Source organism: Parabacteroides sp. APC149_11_2_Y6, from assembly GCF_054506995.1.
Genome location: NZ_CP173709.1, coordinates 1,213,492 through 1,237,805, shown reverse-complemented (window position 1 = coordinate 1,237,805; position 24,314 = coordinate 1,213,492). Strand labels below are relative to the sequence as shown.

General features: G+C 38.6%; 19 protein-coding genes. All 19 read right to left on the bottom strand.

Going from position 1 to position 24,314, the window contains the following annotated elements:
* Nucleotides 1-408 precede the first annotated feature (408 nt).
* Nucleotides 409-1,359 carry an MraY family glycosyltransferase gene (locus ACGE0T_RS05055; protein WP_459189450.1) on the bottom strand — a complete coding sequence of 317 codons (951 nt, stop codon included), beginning with the start codon at nucleotides 1,357-1,359 and terminating at the stop codon, nucleotides 409-411.
* A 54-nt stretch (nucleotides 1,360-1,413) separates the two neighbouring features.
* Nucleotides 1,414-2,526, bottom strand: coding sequence for a glycosyltransferase family 4 protein (locus ACGE0T_RS05050; RefSeq protein WP_459189449.1), 1,113 nt, complete (start codon nucleotides 2,524-2,526; stop codon nucleotides 1,414-1,416).
* A 28-nt stretch (nucleotides 2,527-2,554) separates the two neighbouring features.
* Complete coding sequence (locus tag ACGE0T_RS05045) at nucleotides 2,555-3,715, bottom strand: ATP-grasp domain-containing protein (protein ID WP_459189448.1); 1,161 nt, start codon at nucleotides 3,713-3,715, stop codon at nucleotides 2,555-2,557.
* A gap of 85 nt (nucleotides 3,716-3,800) precedes the next feature.
* Nucleotides 3,801-4,442 carry an acyltransferase gene (locus ACGE0T_RS05040; protein ID WP_459189447.1) on the bottom strand — a complete coding sequence of 214 codons (642 nt, stop codon included), beginning with the start codon at nucleotides 4,440-4,442 and terminating at the stop codon, nucleotides 3,801-3,803.
* Nucleotides 4,443-4,450: 8 nt separating this feature from the next.
* Nucleotides 4,451-5,917 carry an oligosaccharide flippase family protein gene (locus ACGE0T_RS05035; protein WP_459189446.1) on the bottom strand — a complete coding sequence of 489 codons (1,467 nt, stop codon included), beginning with the start codon at nucleotides 5,915-5,917 and terminating at the stop codon, nucleotides 4,451-4,453.
* Nucleotides 5,918-6,001: 84 nt separating this feature from the next.
* Nucleotides 6,002-6,919: a glucosamine inositolphosphorylceramide transferase family protein gene (locus tag ACGE0T_RS05030; protein WP_459189445.1), complete on the bottom strand. Its 918-nt coding sequence runs from the start codon at nucleotides 6,917-6,919 to the stop codon at nucleotides 6,002-6,004.
* Complete coding sequence (locus tag ACGE0T_RS05025; protein ID WP_459189444.1) at nucleotides 6,916-8,004, bottom strand: glycosyltransferase; 1,089 nt, start codon at nucleotides 8,002-8,004, stop codon at nucleotides 6,916-6,918. The genes ACGE0T_RS05030 and ACGE0T_RS05025 overlap by 4 nt, the downstream gene beginning before the upstream one ends.
* Entirely contained in the window at nucleotides 7,997-9,100 is a 1,104-nt protein-coding gene (locus ACGE0T_RS05020; protein WP_459189443.1) for a glycosyltransferase family 1 protein, read from the bottom strand. Before ACGE0T_RS05020 ends, ACGE0T_RS05025 begins: the two co-directional genes overlap by 8 nt.
* A 404-nt stretch (nucleotides 9,101-9,504) precedes the next feature.
* Nucleotides 9,505-10,548, bottom strand: coding sequence for an ATP-grasp domain-containing protein (locus ACGE0T_RS05015; RefSeq protein ID WP_459189442.1), 1,044 nt, complete (start codon nucleotides 10,546-10,548; stop codon nucleotides 9,505-9,507).
* Between the two features lie 7 nt (nucleotides 10,549-10,555).
* Nucleotides 10,556-11,605, bottom strand: coding sequence for a hypothetical protein (locus ACGE0T_RS05010; RefSeq protein WP_459189441.1), 1,050 nt, complete (start codon nucleotides 11,603-11,605; stop codon nucleotides 10,556-10,558).
* A 155-nt stretch (nucleotides 11,606-11,760) separates the two neighbouring features.
* Complete coding sequence (locus ACGE0T_RS05005; protein WP_459189440.1) at nucleotides 11,761-13,029, bottom strand: nucleotide sugar dehydrogenase; 1,269 nt, start codon at nucleotides 13,027-13,029, stop codon at nucleotides 11,761-11,763.
* A gap of 22 nt (nucleotides 13,030-13,051) precedes the next feature.
* Nucleotides 13,052-14,020 carry an SDR family oxidoreductase gene (locus ACGE0T_RS05000; protein WP_459189439.1) on the bottom strand — a complete coding sequence of 323 codons (969 nt, stop codon included), beginning with the start codon at nucleotides 14,018-14,020 and terminating at the stop codon, nucleotides 13,052-13,054.
* 6 nt (nucleotides 14,021-14,026) lie between these two features.
* Complete coding sequence (locus ACGE0T_RS04995) at nucleotides 14,027-15,955, bottom strand: UDP-N-acetylglucosamine 4,6-dehydratase family protein (RefSeq protein ID WP_459189438.1); 1,929 nt, start codon at nucleotides 15,953-15,955, stop codon at nucleotides 14,027-14,029.
* Between the two features lie 507 nt (nucleotides 15,956-16,462).
* Nucleotides 16,463-17,320 carry a TIGR01777 family oxidoreductase gene (locus ACGE0T_RS04990; protein ID WP_459189437.1) on the bottom strand — a complete coding sequence of 286 codons (858 nt, stop codon included), beginning with the start codon at nucleotides 17,318-17,320 and terminating at the stop codon, nucleotides 16,463-16,465.
* 75 nt (nucleotides 17,321-17,395) lie between these two features.
* Nucleotides 17,396-18,007, bottom strand: a complete 612-nt coding sequence (locus ACGE0T_RS04985) for a hypothetical protein (RefSeq protein WP_459189436.1) — start codon at nucleotides 18,005-18,007, stop codon at nucleotides 17,396-17,398.
* Between the two features lie 3 nt (nucleotides 18,008-18,010).
* Nucleotides 18,011-18,994 carry a redoxin domain-containing protein gene (locus ACGE0T_RS04980; protein ID WP_459189435.1) on the bottom strand — a complete coding sequence of 328 codons (984 nt, stop codon included), beginning with the start codon at nucleotides 18,992-18,994 and terminating at the stop codon, nucleotides 18,011-18,013.
* A gap of 14 nt (nucleotides 18,995-19,008) precedes the next feature.
* Nucleotides 19,009-19,782 carry an EFR1 family ferrodoxin gene (locus ACGE0T_RS04975; protein ID WP_459189434.1) on the bottom strand — a complete coding sequence of 258 codons (774 nt, stop codon included), beginning with the start codon at nucleotides 19,780-19,782 and terminating at the stop codon, nucleotides 19,009-19,011.
* 105 nt (nucleotides 19,783-19,887) lie between these two features.
* On the bottom strand, nucleotides 19,888-21,144 hold the full coding sequence (locus ACGE0T_RS04970; protein ID WP_459189433.1) for a TolC family protein: 1,257 nt from the start codon (nucleotides 21,142-21,144) through the stop codon (nucleotides 19,888-19,890).
* A gap of 43 nt (nucleotides 21,145-21,187) precedes the next feature.
* Nucleotides 21,188-24,313: an efflux RND transporter permease subunit gene (locus ACGE0T_RS04965; RefSeq protein ID WP_459189432.1), complete on the bottom strand. Its 3,126-nt coding sequence runs from the start codon at nucleotides 24,311-24,313 to the stop codon at nucleotides 21,188-21,190.
* Between the last annotated feature and the right edge of the window lies 1 nt (nucleotide 24,314).

Here is a 24,314-nt window from a genome sequence, read left to right as displayed (position 1 = left end):
ATCTTCCCACGCAAGAAGAAAACGGCGGATAACTGCCCCTGCCCGTCTCCCTATCCAACCAATCCGCCCTCGAATCCTGGCCCTCTACCTGCTCCTTCTGGCTCTCCTCTCCCTGCTGATGCGGGAGACGGAAGTAACGGTAAGCTGCATCGGAGCGGTCCTCTCGCTCTCCACAACCGCCCGCAAGCCGACTGGCTCGGAATTTCGGGATACAGCATGATGCTACTCGGGGGAGCGGGGTGTTTCTATAAATGGTTTATGGGGTGATGATATTACTCAGGTATAGGTTACTGAAATAACACGACCTATATCTGAGTCTGTTATTAATTATTTCAAGGTTATCAAACTTTCCATGTGTTTTAAAAATGACTCTGTTTTCTGATAGAAACCACATTATAAATCCAGAGCCTAAGCTCCATGTAATACAAAATACTTATTCATGAACAAAATATACATTCCTCCAAGTAACAAGAGCGCGCCTCCAAGACATATACTATGATATTCAGGCAGAGCCAAATAAATAATCGTTATCGACATTTGCAATAACATATAAAATCCACTTACCACAATATGAGGAATTTTCAATTCATTGGCCATCAATTGATAGGCATGTTTTCGATGCGCCTCAAAAATATTCTCACGCAACATCAGGCGATGTGTAATTGTAAAAACACTATCCACCCCATATACGGACAATAAGATGATATAACTTAAATCACCCGTTTGCAAAATCAGTTTACCCAACAAAAACAGAATAATGAAGGCTATTGACACCGCCCCTACATCTCCTGCAAAACATTTTGCCACTGTCCGGAAATTAAATAGATTAAACACCAAGACAGACAAAATCGCTACATAAACAAACTCCGGCTGAACAAACCGCACTAACTGGGAATTAATATATACCAACGCCACAAGCACAACCAAACTATATCCCCCAGTTATCCCATTGATTCCATCCATAAAGTTATAAGCATTAATAATACCTGTACAAAACACCAATGCAATTAAAATGTACCACAACGGAAAACCAGTAAACAATCCCCATTGTAAAAACATCAACAACATGGCCATAAAATGGAATATCAATCGTACTCTATTAGGTACGGAATGAACATCATCCCAAAAACTAATACCTGCAATCAATGTAAGCCCTATGAAAAACCAGAAATACTGGAAGCCATAAATAATTGTGTACAACAAGATTCCGATATAAAAAATTATACCGCCTCCCCGTAACGTGATACAGGTATGGGAAGAACGTTGGTTCGGCTTGTCAATGATATTACACCGATTGGCAATACGGAAATAAATTAGTTCTACCACAAACAATAGAACAAAGATTAGAGCATAAAACATGAATTGACGCTATATCGTATCCAACAAAGAGCTATTAACCAGATATATAATTTATCATTTTATAAGTCTCATTGTTTTCATAATACAATGGTTGACCTTCTTCACATCATACTTATCTACCGCTATCTCATAACTCGCTTTACCCATTTGAGCATTCAAATCCTGATGTAAAATCATAAACTTCATTTTCTGTACTAATGTCGAAACATCTTTTACAGGAATTAAAAAACCATTCTTCCCATCTATAACCGTTTCTCGACAACCAGGGGCATCCGAAGTCAAAATAGCTCTTCCCATAGCCATTGACTCTAATACAGTTTTAGGAGTACCCTCATGGTAAGAAGGCAATACATAAGTACTACATTGAACTATATAAGGCCGAACATCCGATTGTTCTCCATAATATTCGATAATATTTTTATCAATATAAGGTTGTAGTTCCTCAGGCTTTAATGCAGAAGGATTACTGTCAAAAGGTCCTACCAATAAACATCGGACATCCGGATAGTGAATTTTTATTTGTTTACAAGCATCCAAATATTCCATAATACCTTTATCACGTATCAAACGTCCTATATAAAGAAAAGTAGGAATTGCAGGTAATGACGAAGGTTTAAACTTCTCCAAATTCACACCCGAGCCATTTATCAACACCGTTTTAGATTCATCCAACAAGCGATGTTGAACCAATTCATTCCTATCATCCTTATTCTGAAAAAATACATTTTCACTACAAGCAAAAGCCAATTGGTATAACGTTTGCATCACAATTTTCGTTAATGTATTCTTTACTCCTGTTCCTCTAAAAATTGAACCCAAACCTGCCACCATTGGATAAACTTCTTTTATCTTATTCTTCTTGGCTGCCAAACAACCATAAACAATTGTTTTAGCTTGATATGCAAACACCTTATCCGGTTTTTCTTGCTTTAACAAGCGATTCAAACACAGAAATGTTTTTATATCATTCAATGGGTTCAAGCCATTACGGGAAACTTCAATTTGAACATATTTGATATTCATTGATTCAAATTTAGCTCTCCACAAAGATTCATCGTCAGGACCTGCCGCAATAACATCATGACCTAATCGGATAAACGATTTCATCATATCTATACGAAACCAGAATAAAGAGAAGGTGTGACTTGATAATACTAAGATCTTCATTATATAAATCAAAACCAACACATTGATTTTATTTTAGCATATGATATACGCTAGTTAGTCTTTTTAAAAATATAAAATATATAGCAGGCACTACATCCTGTGAATTATAAAACAATAATACATCTGCATTTTTCAATCTTTTCAGCCAATTGAAAAATGACATTTTTTTTGTTTTTACTGATTGACAATAATCCAAGTCCTCTTCTAAAGCTACTACGGTTCTGGTACAAACCTTTTGAATGTCAATATTTATATTACCAATAAGCGACTGAAAACAAATATATGGTAAATTCACTCCTGCGGCATTGACAATATATGTATAACCATCATTACGAATATTAATTTCCATAAAATAGCAATTACCTTCTTTGTCCACGATGTATTCTATGGAAAAAAGACCAGTATAATTACAACTACGAACAAAATCCAATTGCTTCATCATGATTTCATTATACTGTTCAGTTATAGGAGTTAATTGTACATAACCACTATAAAATCCATTCGTTGTAGTTAGACTCTTCGCGACACCAGGGATTATTATATCTTCTTTATTTGCTACTCCAAAAAAAATTAGCTCCATACTCTTGTCTATAAATTCTTGAATTTGCAATTGGTCACTATTAGCCTCTTTTACTGCAGCAAAAAGTTCCACTTCATTGTTACATATAAACACGTCTCTTTTACCTCCATATACACTTAATATCGATTTGGTAATACAAGGATATTTTACATTCACTTTAGTTATATCATCATTTCGATTTATAATAAAAGATACCGGAGTTCTCAATCCAAACTTCTCTGCCAATCTACTCATTTTATCTTTATTCATAAACTGTACTATTTCTCCTTGTTTATTATTTATATTAGATAAAATAAAATATTGACTTAACAAATCATATTTAAGATCTATTGCATACGTTATAGGGTCACTTGTTGTAAATACAGCAGGCTTACTTTTTGTATTCTTAAACAAAGATATCATTTTCTCTATACAATCAGCATTTGTCTTTACAACATATACTTTTTTCACATATTTACTATACATAACAGAAACTACGGATAATTTTGGAGAAATACAAATTATATACGGCTTTATATTCATTTCTCCAAAACTTCTAACAAGACCTAACATATTAATACCATCACCACCTACAATTAAAACGTCTTTATCCATAATATCATCTTCCATTAAAATTTGAAACTTATTTTTACTTACAAGGACCTTTATTCTAAAAAAACAAGTGTTGTAATAATATTTATTATACAACTGCTATTCAAAACTGAAATATGCCATTTTCTATCTTTTCTATAATTTCTTTACTTAAATACTTATGCTTGACTTTTTCAAACTGTTCTTTGGGTATATAACCATAAAATTCCTCTTCATATTTGTAAGGTATAAATTTATCTTTATCTAAATACTTCACTACTTTAGCCGGATTTCCTGCGATAACACAAAAACCTTCGGGAAAACTTTTAGTTACAACACTACCTGCACCTACAATAGTTCGAGGTCCAAGTTTAACACCTTTCAATATAACACTATTCATGCCAATCCATGAATAGTCACCAATTAGAATATCTTTACCCACATATTTATCTTGATGATATAAGCTATGTTCATCAGACAGGATACCAATATTACAAGCCAAATGAACATAATTTCCAATAAATATACGCCCATTATCACCACTATTAAATTCGTTACAAGGTCTACCAATACTAGAATTTATACCAACATAAATATCTAATGGACTGTAACACCTAGCCGTTTTATCTAATTTCCAATATGTTTTACAAAATCCCATTTTAAATTTAAGAAAATCAAAGTAAGAAGATTCGATCTTAACCTTACGATATCTAAGATATAGCCTACCCCAAGGCAAACTGAACAAGATTACATTTTTAAATAGCATTATTTAAGTCAGTTAATTATTGATTTTATAATAGACACATACATTTTATCTTTCTTTATTATTTTCAACCAAAGGAAATACGAGATAATAAAAACACCACCACCAACAAACAAATCGGCAATATGATTATCAATATTTAGCAGTGCCCTAATAATTAACAATATAAAGGCAACAACCGATAGAATATTTAATATTATCTTCCAGGGTATAAGATTAAAAAATCGAACATTCAAAAAATCAGACATTATATATATATACATAATTATAATAATAATTCTAACAAAAATATAAGACAACAATATCAAGCATAATGAATGGAAATATTCTGCCATAATATATTGTAATGGTATTAATAAAATCACAGATATAGCTTGTACTAACATATATTGTTTCACTTTTCCTATCGCAAAAATCAAAGGAGAGAAATTAACTATAGTAAATAAATTAGAGAGAGAATTTATCTGAAAAAAAACAGCCGAACCAAGATATTTTTCCCCATATAAAACAACAATAATATCATTGGCAAAAACCACACAAAATAAAACTACTGGATAAGTCAATATAATTATTTTACTTACTGATTTATTCCACAACAACAACATTTCTTTTCTAGCATTTATAGAAGAATAATTCGCAAATAACGGAACCAAAACAGCCGTTATTGAAGTTGTTAAGATTGTCACAAAAGGTATATCTAAAGTTCCATTTGCATACACAGCAAAAGCCTGAGTCCCAAAATATCTACTCACAAAAAAATTACTTAAAAAAGAAAATATAATAGAAAATAAAGAGCCACCCAATATAGGAAGAACATAGTTAAATATCTCTCTATAAGACACAATACAATGAGTTGAGACAAAACCCACATAAAAAGAATTCTTCATATACATAGCTAAAATAAACATCAATACTGATGAGATAGAATAACCAATGATTGAAACCAAATAATTAGCGCCAAACAAAATGACCGGAAATACAATACAAACAAACATCACAACTCTACTAAAAATAGTATATACTGCTAATTTTCTTGTATTTCTATAGGTTGCACATATTCCATCAAGCCCCATTGTTGGAAGCATAAACAAAGGTACAGGTGAAAATAGTTTAAGTGCGTATGACAAACTTGGATTATTTAACAATTGTGCAATCAAAGATGAAGAAACAAGTAGTGTTACAGAAAAGGCACCTCCTATAAGAATAAGACAAAAATTTAATCTATTAGAAACCCCTCTACCATTTTCCACCGATATTCGAGCTAAAAAATAACTGAATGCTTTAGGTAAACCAAATGTAAAAATCTCAAGTAATGTTGTATAAATAAATATAACTTGCCTATATGTTCCGTAATCATCTTTTGTAAAATATCTACTTAATATAGCAGTAGAAAAAATAGCAAAACAGAATGAAATAATACTACCTAATACAAGCCATAAAACCTGCTTTGAATTTGACAAATCCGTAATCTTAGACATTATTCATATTTTGTTTATTAATACATAATATAGCTTCAATACTATTCATAAATAATATATCTGCATTTTACCCATAATATTCTATCACCCCCAAATCCCCAAACATTTTTTCACACCCCGTTTAATTCCATTATATATTGAACGAGAAGAGAAGGAGTACCGCACTCTATCTGTAGCTATTACATTTTCACCTTTAAATTCAGTTATACAAAAATGATGTCCTCCCTGATTATAAAACGGAATTGATTTCAGATAAAAATTATCCATAAATAACATTTCCGCGTATTCATTCTTTGACAATGTCATTATCTCACAAAAACCTAATCCTTTTCCATAATATGGAAAACAATATTGCACAGGTCGTATTAATTTGTTCTCAAAAAGAAATACAGCACCTCCATTACGAGCTATATTCATTCCACGCGCTATAGGAGACTTTGGATGTTCACTCCATTTATCAAAAAGGGAATCCGAATAAAACAATTTCAAAACATACTCACCTTTTTCAATTACTGTTGTAAAAATATAATAAGTATTATTATGCCTTATGATTGAACTATCTCTATAGTGTTCTCCCTCAAGAATCTTTTTCTCAAATCTCCATTCTGACAAATCCGAATTAGAAATATATATTCTAATAGACTTATCAGCATTTGATTCAGGAATTATATAAATATGATCTTCATATTCAAAAACAAAAGGGAATGATAAATGAAAATCTTCTTTAATAATGATAACAGAATCAGTCCAAATCTTTCCATCTGTTGATTTTGTCATTTTAATAACTCCCGGAGTATCTATATTTTTTTCTTCATAGAAAAGATAAAGAATATCTTTATATGAATATAAAAAAGGATCCGCATTAATGATAAGTGAATATTTATTTGAATTAATTTCTTTTAGTACCTTAAAATAATCTATATAGAAAGGGCAAGAGTCTGTCACATTAACTCTTAAACTAAATGTTTGCTGTTTAAATCGCCTAAAAAAATCACTCATCATTTTATCATACTTATATACAAATTTTCCAATCGCTCTACTTCTGAAGTGACATCAAGTTTTGCCTGTTTAATAAGATCTACCGCATGTTTTCTCTTGTCACTAATTTTACACTTTGATATTGCATCTACCCACAATGACTCCTTAAGAGGTATTTGTTGAGCTCTATTCTCTAACATAACCTCTGTAGTTAGTTGATCCGAGATAATGGGAATCAATCCAGAAGCTTCAGCTTCTAATACAGCATTAGGGAAACCTTCAAAAAATGAAGGGAAACAGAAAATATCAAATGCTGAATAGTATTTTTCAACATCATTTTGTCTACCTACAAAAAATATAGAATCAATCATTCCAATTTCAGATACATAGTCTATTAATCGCTGTTTATCACAACCATCACCAACAAGCATTAGTTTATAACTCTTATTTAATCGCTGTAGCATTGGCAATAATCTGATAAGAAATGACTGGTTCTTAGGATAACTCAAATGACCTACATGTCCAATTAGAACATCATTTTCTGAAATACTATATTTTTTTCGTATTTCATTTCTTGAAGTCTTATTATATATAAACTTACATGTATCGACACCATTCGGGTATACGTTGTATATATTACTGGAACCAAATAACCATTTGCCAGCAACATCAGAAACAGCTATTCTTGTTACATTTTTGTTTCGTAGTAAATACCTATTCAAGGTATGTAATAATAAAGTAAGCACAGAACCGGCATTCATTGAACTTCGACTGTGGACTATAACTTTACATTTATATAGTAATGCAATGTAAATCAACTCCGCACTACTAAGTGTATTAAGATTTACATGAACAATACTGACTTTCTCTTTCCTAAATAATTGCACCAGCATTTTGATGTAATAAAAGGGATTACTTCGTCTTCCTATGAAGTAAAATTTAGCCCCTTTTTCCTTAAAATAATCTTCGAAACAAACTTTATCTGCTACTTTAATAAAATATATTTCAAACCTATTACGATCAATGTTATCAAATATTTTCTTTAGATATGTTTCTATACCACCTTGCCTTGTTGACAAACCATAGTAAAGTATCTTTATCTTATTCATCACCTTGAATATTTTTATAATAATTTTCCAACCAAATAACATTGTTTTTTATATCATAATTAGCATTGCATATTTGGTTAAATGTATCAGAGTGGAAGTAATCACAACCAGATTGATTAATTTTTTCGGCCCATATCTTTGGTGAACTATTCAATGATAAGTTATCTACCAACTCCGTAATATTTACCTCTGTTGTTACCGTATCAGAAGCCACAACTCTTAATCCTGCCGCCTGTGCCTCAATCATTGTCACAGGAAGTCCTTCCCACAGCGAAGGGAAAAGAAAGACATCCATCGCTTGTAACAATTCGGGAATATCAGAACGCACACCGGCAAAGATGACCCTATCAGTCAAACCTAAAGTTGCTACTTTTTGCTCAATCTTACCTCTTAGAGGTTGACCATCACCGATCAATAACAGTACTGCACAAGAATTAATCTTACAAACTTCTGCAAAAACATCAATTATAAATGTATGATTTTTCTGTATATTAAATCTGGCAATATTACCAATAACAAACTTGCCACTTAAACCGAGTTCTTCCCTTTTTTTTTCTCTCAGCTCTTGATTAAAACGAAACGATGAAGCATCTATTGCATTATTCATAATGGTAAATCTCTTTTCTCCAAAGAAAAATTTACCAGCATCCTTGCCACAGGCAAATCGGTCTGTAGCATTGCGAATAGCCGAAGAATGTAGTAAATGGAATCTTATTAGTCTTAAAAATGGCATCTTATTTGATGCTGTATGACAGTGAACAATGCGAACGGGGACATTACATCTACGGGCAACGGGCATTATTGCCCCAGCGACAGTGAAATAATGAACATGGACGATTTTATACTCTGGATGAGCTCTAAAGAAGACCGCCCACGCTTTCTGGTAAGTAAAGATATTGTATCCGTATAAAAATGGCACATAATATATTCGCCCACCAAGTCTTTCTATTTCATTATCATAAGCACCCTTTTCCCGAGTATGGACTACAAAGTCAAATTGAATATTCGTTCGATCCATTGCACGATAATAATTCATAATCATCGTTTCTGAACCTCCCCGATTCATTACCGAAAATACATGTAAGATTCTATTCATTCTTTAGTAATTTTATTATTTTTCCGGAGTTCTCACCAAATAGACCTTTCTCACAGACAATCTGAGGAAACCAACTACCTTGATTTATTAAATTAATTTCCAGAAGTGCAATATCACCATCCCCATAGCCTAATTTATAAGCATATTTTGAAAGACGCCTCTGCTCTGAAATCACAACACATATACCCCCAGCATGGATATTATCAACTTCGTAACTCTATGAGGGAAAATTGGAGGTGAGATAATTTTCGCATTATAACCGACAAAACTTCCTCTTAAACGCAAGGGCTAATAGACTAATAATAAATATATTTTTTTTAATTATATTAGATATTTCTCCATCTTATATTTGTTTATTATTATCCAATGTCCTCTATTTCGTAGTTAGAGCAATAATTACATTGTCAACCATGCATTAAATTTGATATTATTTCAACTGGTATATTCAATGGTTCATCTATCCAAACACCATCCCGTCTAAAGTATCCACCTGCTGCGGTTGCAGATTCAAAATCAAAGCCATAGCACATTTCAATAATCAATCCTATACCACTTGATTTATCTACAACATAATCAAATCCCACACACTGTAATCCAAGCCTATCAGCCGAGTCAAATGCAGACTCTAATATTTGTTTCGTTATGTAAGCTCTATCATAGAAAAGATCCCCTCCACCAGATGCTCTAAAATCTCCCTTTCGAACACTACGAATAATATAGGTAAGTTTATCCCCTATTACTATTACTTTGATGTCGTAACCATCATTCTCCACAAAACTTTGAAAATAACAATATCCCTTTTCTATAGGCATTTGTTTGGCATGAGAACGTGTATAAAGAAAATCAGTAACCTTCTTAATTCTACTGATTATCGTTTTCCAATCGTGCGACGACTGAGCTTTAGAATAGGCTTTATAAAGAAGACTCGGAGACGGATCGTAACCGCGTGAAAACATCCGTCGTGCGTATCTTACTGCTTGTGATTGATTCCTGAGCAGTTTCACATTGCTTGCTCCGGAACCACAACGAAGTTTTGCAACCAAAGGATAGGTTGCCTCCTTACGCAAAAAATGAAGCGTATCTTCTAATAAGTAGAATGCCCAGCTCTTCGGGATAGGAGCTCCAATAGATTTAAAAGCATACATTTCAGCAATCTTATCATCAAAATGCCAGGAAGTATTTTGATTTGGGAATACACGTAAACCTTTCCGTTCAGCGATACGCAAAATATTACGAGCTTCTAATAAATCAGCCCAAAGGTAATTTTGGATGCACCACACTAAAACACTGTATTTGTCCATCTGTTCAATAAAAACCGGAGTATACGGATCAACCATTTCGTAATTGATTTTAGCTTTCTCGCAATACTCAATCATTTGGACACTCCAATCTCCCTTATGATGCCATATACGTTCATTCCTGCAAATGGCAATTGGTTTTGTTTCCATTTCTATATTATTTTCTTGATTGTTTTCTTTGTACGCCGGTAGAAACAACATACGTAATAAGGATTACCGGCAAAAGCTTCGCTCTATGCCTGAAGGCTGTACCAGCATTTGTTGTTCCATAGGCAAAAATAAAAGTTGCAACCAACACTGAGATTAGCAAATAGCGTTTCAATAGCTTAGGAATTCTTGACGCAACTTCAGAACGAACTATTTTATATATTAAAAACAAATACACACTCCCGTCTATTAAAAAGCCAATCACATCATTTATTCCCCGCCATTCTGTTGGTAATGGTGAAAAAAGGAAGTAGAGCATCTTCAATGGTGAAAAAAGCAGACTCAATGAAACACTATTTACATTTATCCAAGTTAAGTAATCCGAACCTCCACCACCTTTGTAATTAGTTACATCAACAATATCATCAACCGATTCATATTTATTAAATTTACCAGTAAACATCTCAGAGTAGCCCATAAAGCCTACAACCAATAAAACCAATAGAATTAGTCGAAAAATAGTACCAGACAAAAAATCAACTCTATACTTACGAGGATTGTAAGTAATAAAAGCAACAAGATAACCTGCTAACAATCCAACAACTCCAGAATGCATCCACATAGCAGCGAGCATATAAGTTATCACGAACACCATGTATTGGGTACCACCTGTACGGAACCATTTCAAAAAGCAATACAAGGATGCAGCCACAAAAAACTCGACCCAAGCTTCCCTTAGTAAAATGCCTGAAAATATAATCAGATTTGGTAGAAGGATTACCACAGCCATTGCCACATTCTCAGCCTTCCGGTTTACACGAAACGTTGCAATACTTTTCTGTACAAGAATAACGACACCCAAACCAAAAAGAACATTGAAATATTGTGCAATCAACCTGGACGAATCTGTCAAATAATATATTAATGTAAGGAAATAAGTATAGTTCGTTCTAGACAGGATTTCAGATGAACTTTGATTCATCACTGCAATTCTATTAAAAGCTTCACTATCTACACCTGAATTAAGTATCGGAAACCATTTATAATAGTCGGCAAACATCAGTAGCAGCCGCAATATAAATCCCAAAAGAATAAATGTACTAAATCGAGATTTTGAGCTTTTTATGAATAAGGAGACTAATATGGAACAAATGATTATAAATAACAATGATTTGAACTCATTGTCATATATAGGGGTATAAATGGACGATACAATCATAATTTACCATTAACATGCATTGTCAGTGCCCCTTTTACATCATACGTGATTCCATTATCAGATTGGAAAGAAGCAATGTCCATCCTTTTAAATTCATCGTGGGCAACAGCCAAAATTACGGTTTCAAATTTTGCATCCATGGACAACTCGGTTACAATATCCATATTATACTCATGCTTCACTATTGCAGGGTTCGCCCACGGATCATAGACCGTAATATTCACTCCATACTCTAATAATGTTTTGTAAATATCAATAACTTTCGTATTCCGCACATCCGGACAATTCTCTTTGAATGTAAACCCGAGAATCAATACATTAGAATTTAGTACCTGAATACCTTTTTTCAACATCAGTTTTATCACTTCATTCACCACATATTCCCCCATCCCATCATTCATCCTACGACCAGCCAATATAATCTCCGGATTATATCCATGCCGTTGTGCACACTGTGCCAAATAGTATGGGTCTACGCCAATGCAATGCCCCCCTACCAATCCCGGCTTAAACGGCAAAAAGTTCCATTTGGTTGAAGCAGCTTCCAATACATCTTGCGTATCGATTCCCATCCGGTTAAATATCTTAGATAGCTCGTTTACAAATGCGATATTTATATCCCGCTGGGAGTTTTCTATTACTTTGGCGGCTTCGGCAACTTTTATGGATGGAGCTAAATGGGTTCCGGCGGTTATTACAGAAGCATATACTTGGTTTACTTTTTGAGCTGTTTCAGGGGTGGAACCGGAAGTTACCTTCTTTATCTTTTCAACTGTATGTTCCTTATCACCGGGATTAATACGTTCCGGTGAATAGCCTGCAAAAAAGTCTTCATTAAATTTTAAACCGGAAACATTCTCTACTACGGGAATACATTCGTCTTCCGTTACTCCCGGATAAACAGTCGACTCGTAAACTACGATATCACCTTTACTGATTACTTTACCAACCGTGGTACTGGCTCCGTATAAAGGCATTAAATCCGGATTATGATTTTCATCTACGGGGGTAGGTACTGCCACTATATAGAAATTGCAGTCACGGATATCTTCCATATTTGCCGTACAGACAAAACCGTTTGCTATCGCAGACTGTAATAATTCATCCGATACTTCAAGCGTGGCATCATGTCCTGCCATCAAAGCATCAACACGTGCTTGATTCATGTCAAAGCCTACTGTCTTATACTTTGTAGAGAATAAACGCGCCAAAGGCAATCCGACATACCCCAAACCGATTACGGCTATTTTTACTTCTGTATTCATTTTTTCATTAATTATTGTCTGTTTATAGATTCTTCCAATACCATTTAACAGCCTCTTTCAAACCGTCCTTCATGCTATATTCGGGATTATATCCCAACAATTCTTTTGCTTTATCCACACAAGCCAGCGAATGAGGTATATCACCTATACGATTCGGACCGTGTAAAACTTCCACCTTGGCAATAGCCGGGTCGTATCCGCTTAAGTATTCTTTCAGATAAGACACCAATTGGTTTAATGTGGTACGCTCGCCAAATGCTGTATTATAGATTTGGTTGATGGCTTTCGGGTTTTCCGTAGTTAAAGCCAACAGATTCATCTGAACGACATTATCGATATAAGTAAAGTCGCGGCTATATTCGCCATCGCCATTAATAACAGGACTTTCGTGTTTCATCAATTGCTTTACAAACAGGGGGATAACGGCGGCATAAGCACCGAACGGGTCCTGACGGCGACCAAAGACATTGAAGTAACGCAGACCGATATATTCGATACTGTAGGTACGGGCAAATACATCTGCATATAATTCATCTACGTATTTGGTAATTGCATAAGGGGACAATGGCTTTCCTATTACATCCTCTACTTTCGGTAAAGATTGGCTATCGCCATACGTGGAAGAACTGGCGGCAAAGATGAAACGCCGGACTCCTGCATCGCGTGCTGCAACCAACATATTCAGAAAGCCTCCGATATTAACATCGTTTGTTGTAACCGGGTCCTTAATGGAACGGGGAACGGAGCCTAAAGCCGCTTCATGTAATACGGATTCCATGCCTTCCACTGCTTTTCGGCAATCTTCCAAATTACGGATATCACCAACTATGAGTTTAAAGGTATCCGGATATTGTTCCAACAAAGGCAAAAGATTTTCAATTTTGCCCGTTGCAAAATTATCCAGGCATCTTACCGTATGTCCTTGACTTAACAAGGCTTCACAGAGGTTGGAACCGATAAAACCGGCGCCTCCCGTTACTAATACTTTCATCTTGTTTTATATTGTTGCTTTTTCTTTATCCAACACCTCATACTCCGAATTCTTACTCTTAAACTCCGGCACAATCCACTTCATAACTCTTACCATCTCCAACTTATCCACCTTAATAGCCAGATCTATCAAGTGATTGACCACTGTGGAGACATTATTGAAATCATATTCCCTCACTTTAGCTCGGAAGATTTTTGTATTTCCGGTTGGGATCGTATTCTCTTTGGTTGCAAGTAATTCTTCGTAGAGCTTCTCGCCGGGACGGAGGCCAGTATATTTTATCTCTATATCTTTATCAGGGACAAGGCCGGCAAGTTCAATCATGCGGCGTGCAAGGTCGGCTATCTTTACGGGAGTACCCATATCAAAGACAAAGATTTCATCTCCTTTACCCATAAAGGCAGCTTCCAGAACCAGACGGCAGGCCTCGGGGATGGTCATAAAGAAACGGACGATATCGGGATGGGTTACGGTTAGGGGACCTCCTTTCATTATCTGTTCACGGAAACGGGGGATAACGGAACCGTTACTTCCCAAGACATTTCCGAAACGGGTCGTGATAAAGCGGGTCTTACCGGGATACAGGCCTTTACTGATTGCGATACTAAGGCTTTGGACATATATCTCGGCAAGGCGTTTGGAGGCTCCCATGACATTCGTCGGGTTTACCGCCTTGTCCGTGGAAATCATTATGAATTTCTCCACATTGTACCGGACGGCCGTATCTGCTACGTTACGGGTTCCATAGACATTGGAATGGACGGCTTCACAAGGATTCTCTTCCATCAAAGGAACATGTTTGTAAGCGGCAGCATGAAAAACCACCTGAGGATGATAACGGCTGAATACACTTTCGACACGTGCTATCATACGGATATCGCCCATGATTGGAAAAAACTCCACTTCCGGATATTTGTCCTCCAATTCGAGACGGATATTATGCATGGGCGTTTCCGCGCTGTCGAACAGGATAAGCTGTTTTAAACCGAAAGAACAGAGCTGACGGCAAAGTTCGCTACCAATAGAACCGGCTGCACCTGTTACCAGCACCACTTTATCTTTAAGCGATGCACTTATCTCATTCATATTGATACATATCTCATCACGCCCCAACAAGTCTTCAATACGGACTTCCGGAAGATTACGCAAGGTCCTTTTACCTTCTATGAGTTCATCTACGGAGGGCAAAATCAACATATGGACCTTCTTCTTCTCGCAATAGCGAACCAAACGCTCACTTTCGTCTTTTACGGTTTGATAGTCTACGAACAGTATCGCTTTAATATTTTTACGGTTTACCAACCTGTTAAATTCAGACTGAGTAACAATAGAATAGACTTTATATTTGCCGATACGCATGGAAGTATGCGAACCGATAAGGAGATACCCCCCTATACGGAATGTTTGTTGGTCTGCAATGGATATTTCACTCAATAAGGTAGCCGGAATATTTTTCCCGTAAATTAAGAACCTGCCACAAGAGGTGGCTACGCTATCGGTTATGATTGAATAGGTTATAATGAGGATGGCACGGATAATCGTTAACAGGAAGAATGTAAAAAACAGATCGATTAATCCGCCTAAGAAGAGTATACGGAAAGGAAGATTGACAGGAATGACGACTAACAGGAGTACGATCAGACCGATCTTCAAGGAAGAAGCCATGGCGATACGTCCTGTTTCCGTAAAAGAAGAGTGACGGATAACTCCTTTATAGGTCTGGCATAAAAAGAAACTTAACGCACTGCAAAGGATGGATAATAGAAATATCGTCCAAAGTGTGGCCTCTGTAATTCCCCCCATCCATAAATAAGAAACAAAAGCTAAAGCGGTAAGGGTGGAACCGGTTGAAAAAAATAAGTCGGCAAGAAATATTACCCAGCGGTTAAAATATTTCGTACCCAATGCTAATGTAATTAAAGCACTGATTTTCATAAGATGAGAGTGTATTATTTGTTCACGAAAAGGTTCGTCACTCCCAAATGAGACTAACGAATCGCTTACTGATTTATCACTTTCTTTTGATTGAAAGAGGACTAAAAAAACGTTCGTTTATTTTAGCTGTTTCAAAAAGTGAAACGCAGAACAGATGACTAAAAAAACGTTCGTTTATTTTAGTCGATCAAATTCAATGTAAGTGTTTAATTATAGGAATGTTACATAATAGCTAAGTCGAAGAGTATTAGATTTGTATAATTTTTTCTTTTGGTTTTACCGTTTTTAATACATACATTTGCAATGACTAAAATAAACGAACGTTTTTTTAGTCATTTATATTTTACCATAGACCTTATATTTTAATACATATAATATATACAACCTATTTTTACCACTATAAATCTTATTTTTATGTTAATATTTAGTTTAATAAATATTACACAAATAACATAAATTCAATCAGGATACAAAAAAGGCTGTAGAAGGAGGAATATCGTTTTGAAGTTATCCGATAAGGCTATATAACGCGCGACGTATATCCGTATAACGGAAAATATAGCCGGCTGATAATAAACGGGCGGGATAGGCTTGTTGTCCGTGGGTAATCATGGCTTCGCCTTCTCCATACAATAAACGAAAGATAAAAGCAGGGAGAGGAATCCAAGCGGGACGGTGTAGTACTTTAGCGATACTTTCTGTTAATATTTGGTTGGTTATCGGTTCAGGAGAGACAAAATTAATAATGCCGGAGAGATGCTCGCGGGTGATAACAAACTGTATACCATGCAATACATCATCGATATGTATCCATGAAAACCCTTGTTTGCCAGACGCTATTCTTCCTCCGGCAAATAAACGGAAAGGCAGCAACATTTTAGGAAATGCACCTCCATCCTTTCCCAATACCACACCAAAGCGTGTAATTGCAAGGCGTACATCGGGAGAAAGTTTCTGTGCCTCATCTTCCCAACGGCTACAAACTTCCGCCAGAAAACCACGGCCTTCGGACAGGTTACTTTCCGTATAAACTCCACTATCGGGATAAATGCCGACAGCCGAAGCAGAGATAAAAAGGGATGGTTTGACAGGCATATGGTTTATAACGGAAACAAGTTGGCGGGTGACCTCTATACGGCTGTTTAACATATTTCTTTTAGAAGCATTCGTCCATCGTTGGTTAATGGTGGAACCTGCCAGATTGATTACAACATCGCAACCGGAAAGCGAAACTTCCAATTCTTTGCCGTCTTCTTTACCGAACAAGGAATGAGGCAAAGGAATGACTGTGTCTCCCTGCCCTGCAAAAAATGTTGTAAGGTGTTTTCCTATAAAGCCTGAACTACCGCTGATTGCAATTCTCATATTTATGTTATAACCTTTATCCTATCTGACAATAAAACTATCAGGACAAGCCATAAGTTTCAGGCTATAAGTATATTATAACATAGGTTGCAATTCTTTTTCAAATATTTGCTTACTGATGATACGATAATGGGGAGAATAGGTTTCCTCAAACACTTTACTATGGTGCCCCACATATTCGCCACGCTCTAAACGCTCCTCTATTTCTTTCCGGTCGTCGGCATAACCGGGCAGGGACAGATTCATGGAACGGATAATTAATTCAATGGCTTGCCACTCTTTTTGCCAGTCGGAAACAGCAACAGGCTGTATTCCCTGAACACTGCGGATAAAAGCGTCAAAATAAGTTTGATAAGGGATTTTCCCTTCTTTTATAACGGACAGGTTTACACGATAGAAATTGCCCTCCCATCCGGTAGGTTCGGCAATCTCTCCTTCTATTTCCGAATAGGAAGCTAACTCCCTCCGCAAATAGTTTCCGGCAGAGGTCGTATCGCTAATGATATGTCCCGGGCCAAACTTATCCTGAAAGAAATTTTTATACAAATCTTTTAATGTAGACTTCGGATAGGCCTTCATTTGCCGGGCAACGGCATTACGGACTGCTTCATTAAAAACATCCTTCTCCACAGCCTGCAAAGAGGTGTAGAGAAGGATGGATAAAAGCAGGAAAACTGATTTCCTCATCGGTTATTTTATTACTTCTTGAAGTGTTTTATGCAAATCCTCACCTGTTATATTCCGTGCAATGATAACTCCGTTCGGGTCCAGCAGGATATTGGCAGGGATACCACGTACACCATAAAGGGCGGGTATCTCGGAGTCCCAGTATTTCAGGTCGGAGACATGTGTCCAGGCCAGGTTATCGTCGGCTATGGCTTTCATCCATTTATCTTTATTATTATCGAGTGAGATACCGATAATCGTAAAGTTTTTATCCTTATATTCCTGGAATGCTTTTACGACATTCGGATTTTCACGGCGGCAAGGGGGACACCAGGATGCCCAAAAATCAAGTAATACATATTTCCCTCTGAAATCGGACAGGGAGACAGAAACGCCTGCTGTATCGGGCAATGAAAATTCAGGAGCAGTTTTTCCTATCTGTACATTTTCCAATTGTTTGATAATGCCATCCAAATCCTTCACATACGGACTGTTTGCCAATGCCGGAGATATTTTAGCACGGGTTGCCTTCAATTCATCCAATGGCAACTGGTAGGTGAAATAACGGTACAGGTAGAATGCGGCAGCCGGAGAATCCGGATATTTGGTAATCAGGCTATCGATATTATAACCGTCTTCAAATATTTTTTCGGCATTCGGCAGGAAGATGTCATTCACCGGTGAGTTTCCGACAGTTATTACATCGCCATCTCCGCTTATCGTTACATTCATCGGTGCATTTTCGATAAAGAACTGGATAGGATAATTCATCTGTTCCGTAGCCAGTCCATACAACAGAGGTTGTTCTACCGAACCTTCAAAGGTAAACTTACCGTCTTTTATCTCGGCGGTGTCTACATCAAAAAACATTTTATTACGGAAGGATTTAAGATAGATCTTTCCATCCGGCATACCGGATACTTCTCCGTTTATCACATAACCTTTCGGCGTTTCCTGACAACTTGCCATCAACAGGGCAGTCAGCGCTACTAATACGAATTGCTTCATCTTTATTGTGTTTATTATTTAATATCCGGATGATGGTATCTCCCTTTCTTCAAGGTCTCTTTTCCATATTCGATTGCCCGTACCGGACAGCGATGGATACAAGCGACACATTGAACACAGGTATTCGCCCATACGGGCTTGCCATCGACCAGTGTTATTGTTTGGGTCGGACAAATCTTTTCACACAGTCCGCAGGATATGCAGGTATCCGTGATATGAAAAGAATTCTTTCCGGTTGCAAAGTTAACAAAAAGAGGATTAACCAGATAACTTTTCAGGAAAGGCACACTTCCTTTCTTATATAAATTAACGTCTGTATGCTCTTTTATAGCTTCTGCAATTGCAGCAATACGCAATGGAGCATCTTTTAACTTCTGTTGCTCCACTTCTTTCGTATCGACATTAAAGCCGGGCATCAGGATATAGTTGTTCGGCATGATAACAGAATAGCCGGCGGTGAGGGTGATGCCCCGCTTAGCAAGTGTTTTTCCCAACATATCTGCGGTATAACCGCAGTCGTCGCCACAGGTACAGACGGAAAAGACAGATTGTTTCCGGTACCCGGAAAGTTTCAGGCGGGAGGCAAAACGAGTCATGGGAATTGCCGGTCCCCATGAATGGACCGGATAGACAAACACGATGGTTTCATCTTCCCGAAGGGTCCAGGTATATTCATTTTCCCCGCTTTGCAACTGGCCGGTTATGGATACGACAGGTTCATTCAGGGCTTTGCCTAATTCTTTTGCTACCCAAAAAGAGTTTCCGGTTCCTGTGAAATAGAATATCATATGTATATTTTTTATTATCTTCGAGTTGGCTATCCTACACCGCAACTTAGTAGCGTTCAGCAGATAACCCGGACAAAGATAATACAAATTTACTCATGCCAATCTTTATAATTCAATATCCCAAATCCCGGCACTCTTTTCCAGTTCTACCAGCGATGTGCTATGGTTGAACAAGGTTTCTATGTATTGTGCCTGCACCTCGTCATAGGTTCGCTGGGCATCCAGTACTTCCAACAAGGATACTTCTCCCCTGTTGTAGCTATACACTTTTCCGTCGATTACCTCACGTGCCTTACGCAACATTCCCTGTTCGTAATGTTGTACCTGACTGGAGAATACCACATAATTACGGTATGCCTGCATCACTTCATTTTGTACCTGGAGCAAAGCCTGCTGATATTGCATCTCGGCTTGTTGTTCCCTGAAACGTGCTGCACGGACGGTTCCCTTATTAAAATTGGAGAATTTAAGAGGGATAGCGATACCTGCCGTAACACCTGTGAAAGGCGGTGCGGGAGCTTCTTCATTATATACCCTGCCGTTCCGGCTCACGGCTATGGATAAATCCACATCGGTATTACGTTCCCGGCGCGCCACTTTCAAAGCTCTCGATGCGACTTCCTTATTCTTCAGGGCAGCAACAAGGTCGGCACGCTGTTCATTGGCAGTGGCAAGCAAATCTCCTACAATAAAACTACGGGACGGGATATGCAATCCCGCTTCCGGCTGATAAAGCGTGTCACGTGTTGCAGAACCAATCAACAGGCTTAGATTAGAGTAAGCATTATGTAACTCTGCCGCAGCCTGCAATAATTCATTTTGAAGAATATCCGCTTCCAAATGGCTTTGCGTAGCATCTATCTCCATGATTTTCCCCAGAGAGAAACGGACACTGTCGCTTTCAGCAAGCCGCCGGATATTCTCATAAGCATTCTCTTTTACCTTATACAATTCATACTGCTTCAGGGCTTCCAGATAGGCTACCGTTGCATCTGCACGCAGGTTACGGAAATAGTCGTTCAGCAGAGCCCTTGTCAATGCACTTTCGCTCTGTGCAAGGGCGATACCGGCACCCCGTTTGCCAAAGGTGAAAGTCTTGCTCAGTTCCACTTCCACACCTTCACCCATTTGCAGGGTACGGTTTTCATTGTTGAAATAAGAAACAGCAAGATTCGGGTCATTGAATACCTTCGAAGCTGTCAGTTCAGCTTCGGAGATATCGATATTCAGCCGTTCGGCGGCATATTCCAGGTTCCCTTCTGCAACCTTCTCCATATACTGGCGGTATGAAAGTTGTACAATCTGTTGGGCAGACGCTATACATGATGCGCACAAACAGAGGATGGAAAGATATATTTTCATTTGTTCGATGTTTTAATTTATATCTGTTTCAGAGGTTAATACATTATAATAAGGTCTCTCCGCTTCCGATACTTTTATCAGCATCAGACAAGGGTTCTTTATCCAGATAATGTTTCTCTACCATATAATACAAGGCAGGCAATACATACAAGGTTATCACGGTAGCGAACAGCAGCCCGTATACAATTACGGTTGCCAACGGACGTTGTACATCGGAACCGATGCCCGTACTCAACGAAGCGGGAAGCAAACCCAGCACTGCCACGGTAGCCGTCATCAGAATAGGACGGAAGCGATGTTTGGTTCCGGTTATTACCGCCTCTTTGAATGCACGGTCGCGGGTACGCAAGTTGTTGATATGCGAAATCATAATCACCCCGTTCTGGATAGCTACACCAATCAAAGCAATAAAACCTACAGCCGAAGAGACATTCAAGGTCATTCCCCGGACATTCAAAGCCAGCATACCGCCAAACAAAGCCAGTGGAACCACACACATCATCAGGGCAGCCTGACGGAACTTTCCACAGGCGGCAAACAGCAACAGCAACATGATACCCAAAGCCAGGGGCACAACTACAGCCAACCGTCCATACGCACGTTGCTGGTTCTCGAACTGTCCGGCCCATTTCAGATGGACAGCATCGTGGTCGTATTTTATTTCCTTATCGATCAAACGGTTTGCCTTTTCCAAGAAAGCAGTTAAATCCACGCCACGCAAGTTGACACGTACGGTAAGGTGCCGCTTATTCATTTCACGGGTAATGGTACTGGCTCCTGTTGTCATTTTAATATCAGCCACCTGCGAAAGAGGAATCTTGGCTCCGGCATCGGTTGTCAGCAACAGGCTACCGATACGTTCCGGCGAGTTGCGGTCTTCGTCCCCGAAACGGCAAATCACATCATAGCTTTTACTGCCGACAAATATCTGGGAGATAGCCTGACCGCCGATAGCAAGCTCTATCAAATCGGCTACATCCGAGACATTCAGCCCATACTGTGCGATACGGTCACGGTCTGCTATAATCTGCAACTGGGGTAACGGAGGTTCCTGGTCCACCGCCACATCCACAGCTCCCGGTATCCGTTTCAGTACATTTGCCACCTGCTCCGCGATATGGCGGGTTCCGGTAATATCATCCCCGTATATCTTCATAGCCAGGTCACTGTGTGCACCGGCTATCTGATCCATTACCATATCGATGATAGGTTGTGAGAAACCTACCGAGTAGCCCGGCATAGTAGATAATTTGGCAGACATTTCCTCTATCAGGTCGGCTTTTGTCTTTCCATATTTCCAGGTATTATAAGGTTTCAACCCTACCCCGCATTCGATATGGGAAAGGGAGAAAGCCTCTGCTCCTTCATCGTCACGCCCTACCTGTGTCATCACATAAGAGACTTCGTCGAACTCTTTCAACGCTTTACGCAGCTCTGCTCCCATCGCTTTCGACTTCTCTATGGAGATACCCGGAGGCAATTGCACCTGTATCCAGATAGCCCCCTCATCCAACGGAGGAAGGAAATCTTTACCTACCGTATAACTAAGGATACCCGCACCTACCAGAATCACAACAAAAGGCAGAATGACCCGTTTCGGCTTTTCAAGCAAAGCGGTTATCTGTTTATTGTACCCTTCCGAGAGCTTTTCCAGCCAACGGTTATGATAGATCTTACGCGGCATACGATAGGCATAAAACGCCAGTCCGGGGATAAGCAGCAAAGCCACACACAAAGCGCCCAGCAAAGCATAACCTACCGTATAAGCCATCGGAGTAAACAGTTTGCTTTCAATATGCTCGAAAGCGAACAAAGGCAGATAAGCCGTAATGATAATCAAAGTGGAGAAGAAGATTGGGCGTGCCACTTCCGTCGTACGGCGCAGGATCGACTCTTCATTCAATATCTCTTCCGGATGGCGTTCACGCTTCTTCAGGATTGTTTCCATCATCACAATCGCACCATCCACCAATATACCGAAGTCTATGGCTCCCAAAGAAAGCAGGTTCGCCGGAATATTAGTCAGGTGCATCAGGATAAAGGCAATCAGCAAGGAAAGAGGAATCGTAAGGGCAACCAGCAAAGCCCCGCGCCAGCTACCCAGGAAAAGGATAAGCACCAGGATAACCAAGACCATTCCTTCGAAAAGCGTATGCGATACCGTATTCAATGTCATATTCACCAAATCGGTACGGTCCATAAAGACATGGATATGCGTTCCTTCCGGCAGTGTCTCGTTATTCAGTTCGTCTACGGCTGCATGTACTCCTTCCAATACCGTCGAAGGATTTTCTCCGCGGAGCATCTGCACGATACCTTCCACACCGTCCGAGAAGTCACGGTCCTTGTCGGTAAAGCCGAGTACTCCTTTACGTTCCAGGTTGCCATATTTCAATTTACCTATGTCATTCAGGTAGACAGGAACGCCATTCACTGTTTTAAGGACAATATGTCCCAGGTCGTCCAAATCCTTTACCAGACCGATTCCACGGATTACGTAGCTTAAATCACCCCGGCTCAGCATACTACCGCCGGCATTTACGTTATTCTTTTCTATCTTTTCAGTGATATCACCCAAGGTTATATCGTACTGGTCCATCTTATGCGGGTCTACCTCTATCTGGTACTGGGTAGTGATACCGCCGAAGTTACTGACATCGGCTACACCCGTCACTTGTTTCAGGCGGGGGATAATCACCCACTTGTGCAGGTCTGTCAGTTCCCGCCGGTCCAACCGGTCGCTTTCCAGCACATAACGGAAGATTTCTCCGGTAGGCGATGTCAGCGGGTTCAATCCGGGAGTCGCATGATAAGGCAGTTCCACATCCCCCAGACGTTCCTGCACACGCTGCCGTGCCCAGTAATCGTCGATACCGTCATCAAACACAAGCACGACAGTGGAAAGCCCGAACGTATTCTTGCTACGCATGACATTCAAACCAGGCAGACCGTTCATCGCCCGTTCGATAGGGATACTGATCTGCTGTTCTATCTCCTCGGCAGCCAGACCGGGAACCTGGGTAACGACCTGCACAGTCGTATCGGCAATATCGGGATAGGCATCAATTGCCAACCGTGTCCATGAGTAATAACCTACTATGGCTAAAAACAGGAACAACACGAACATCAGCCCTCGCCGGTGTATCGCTATATATATCAGTCTTTTCATA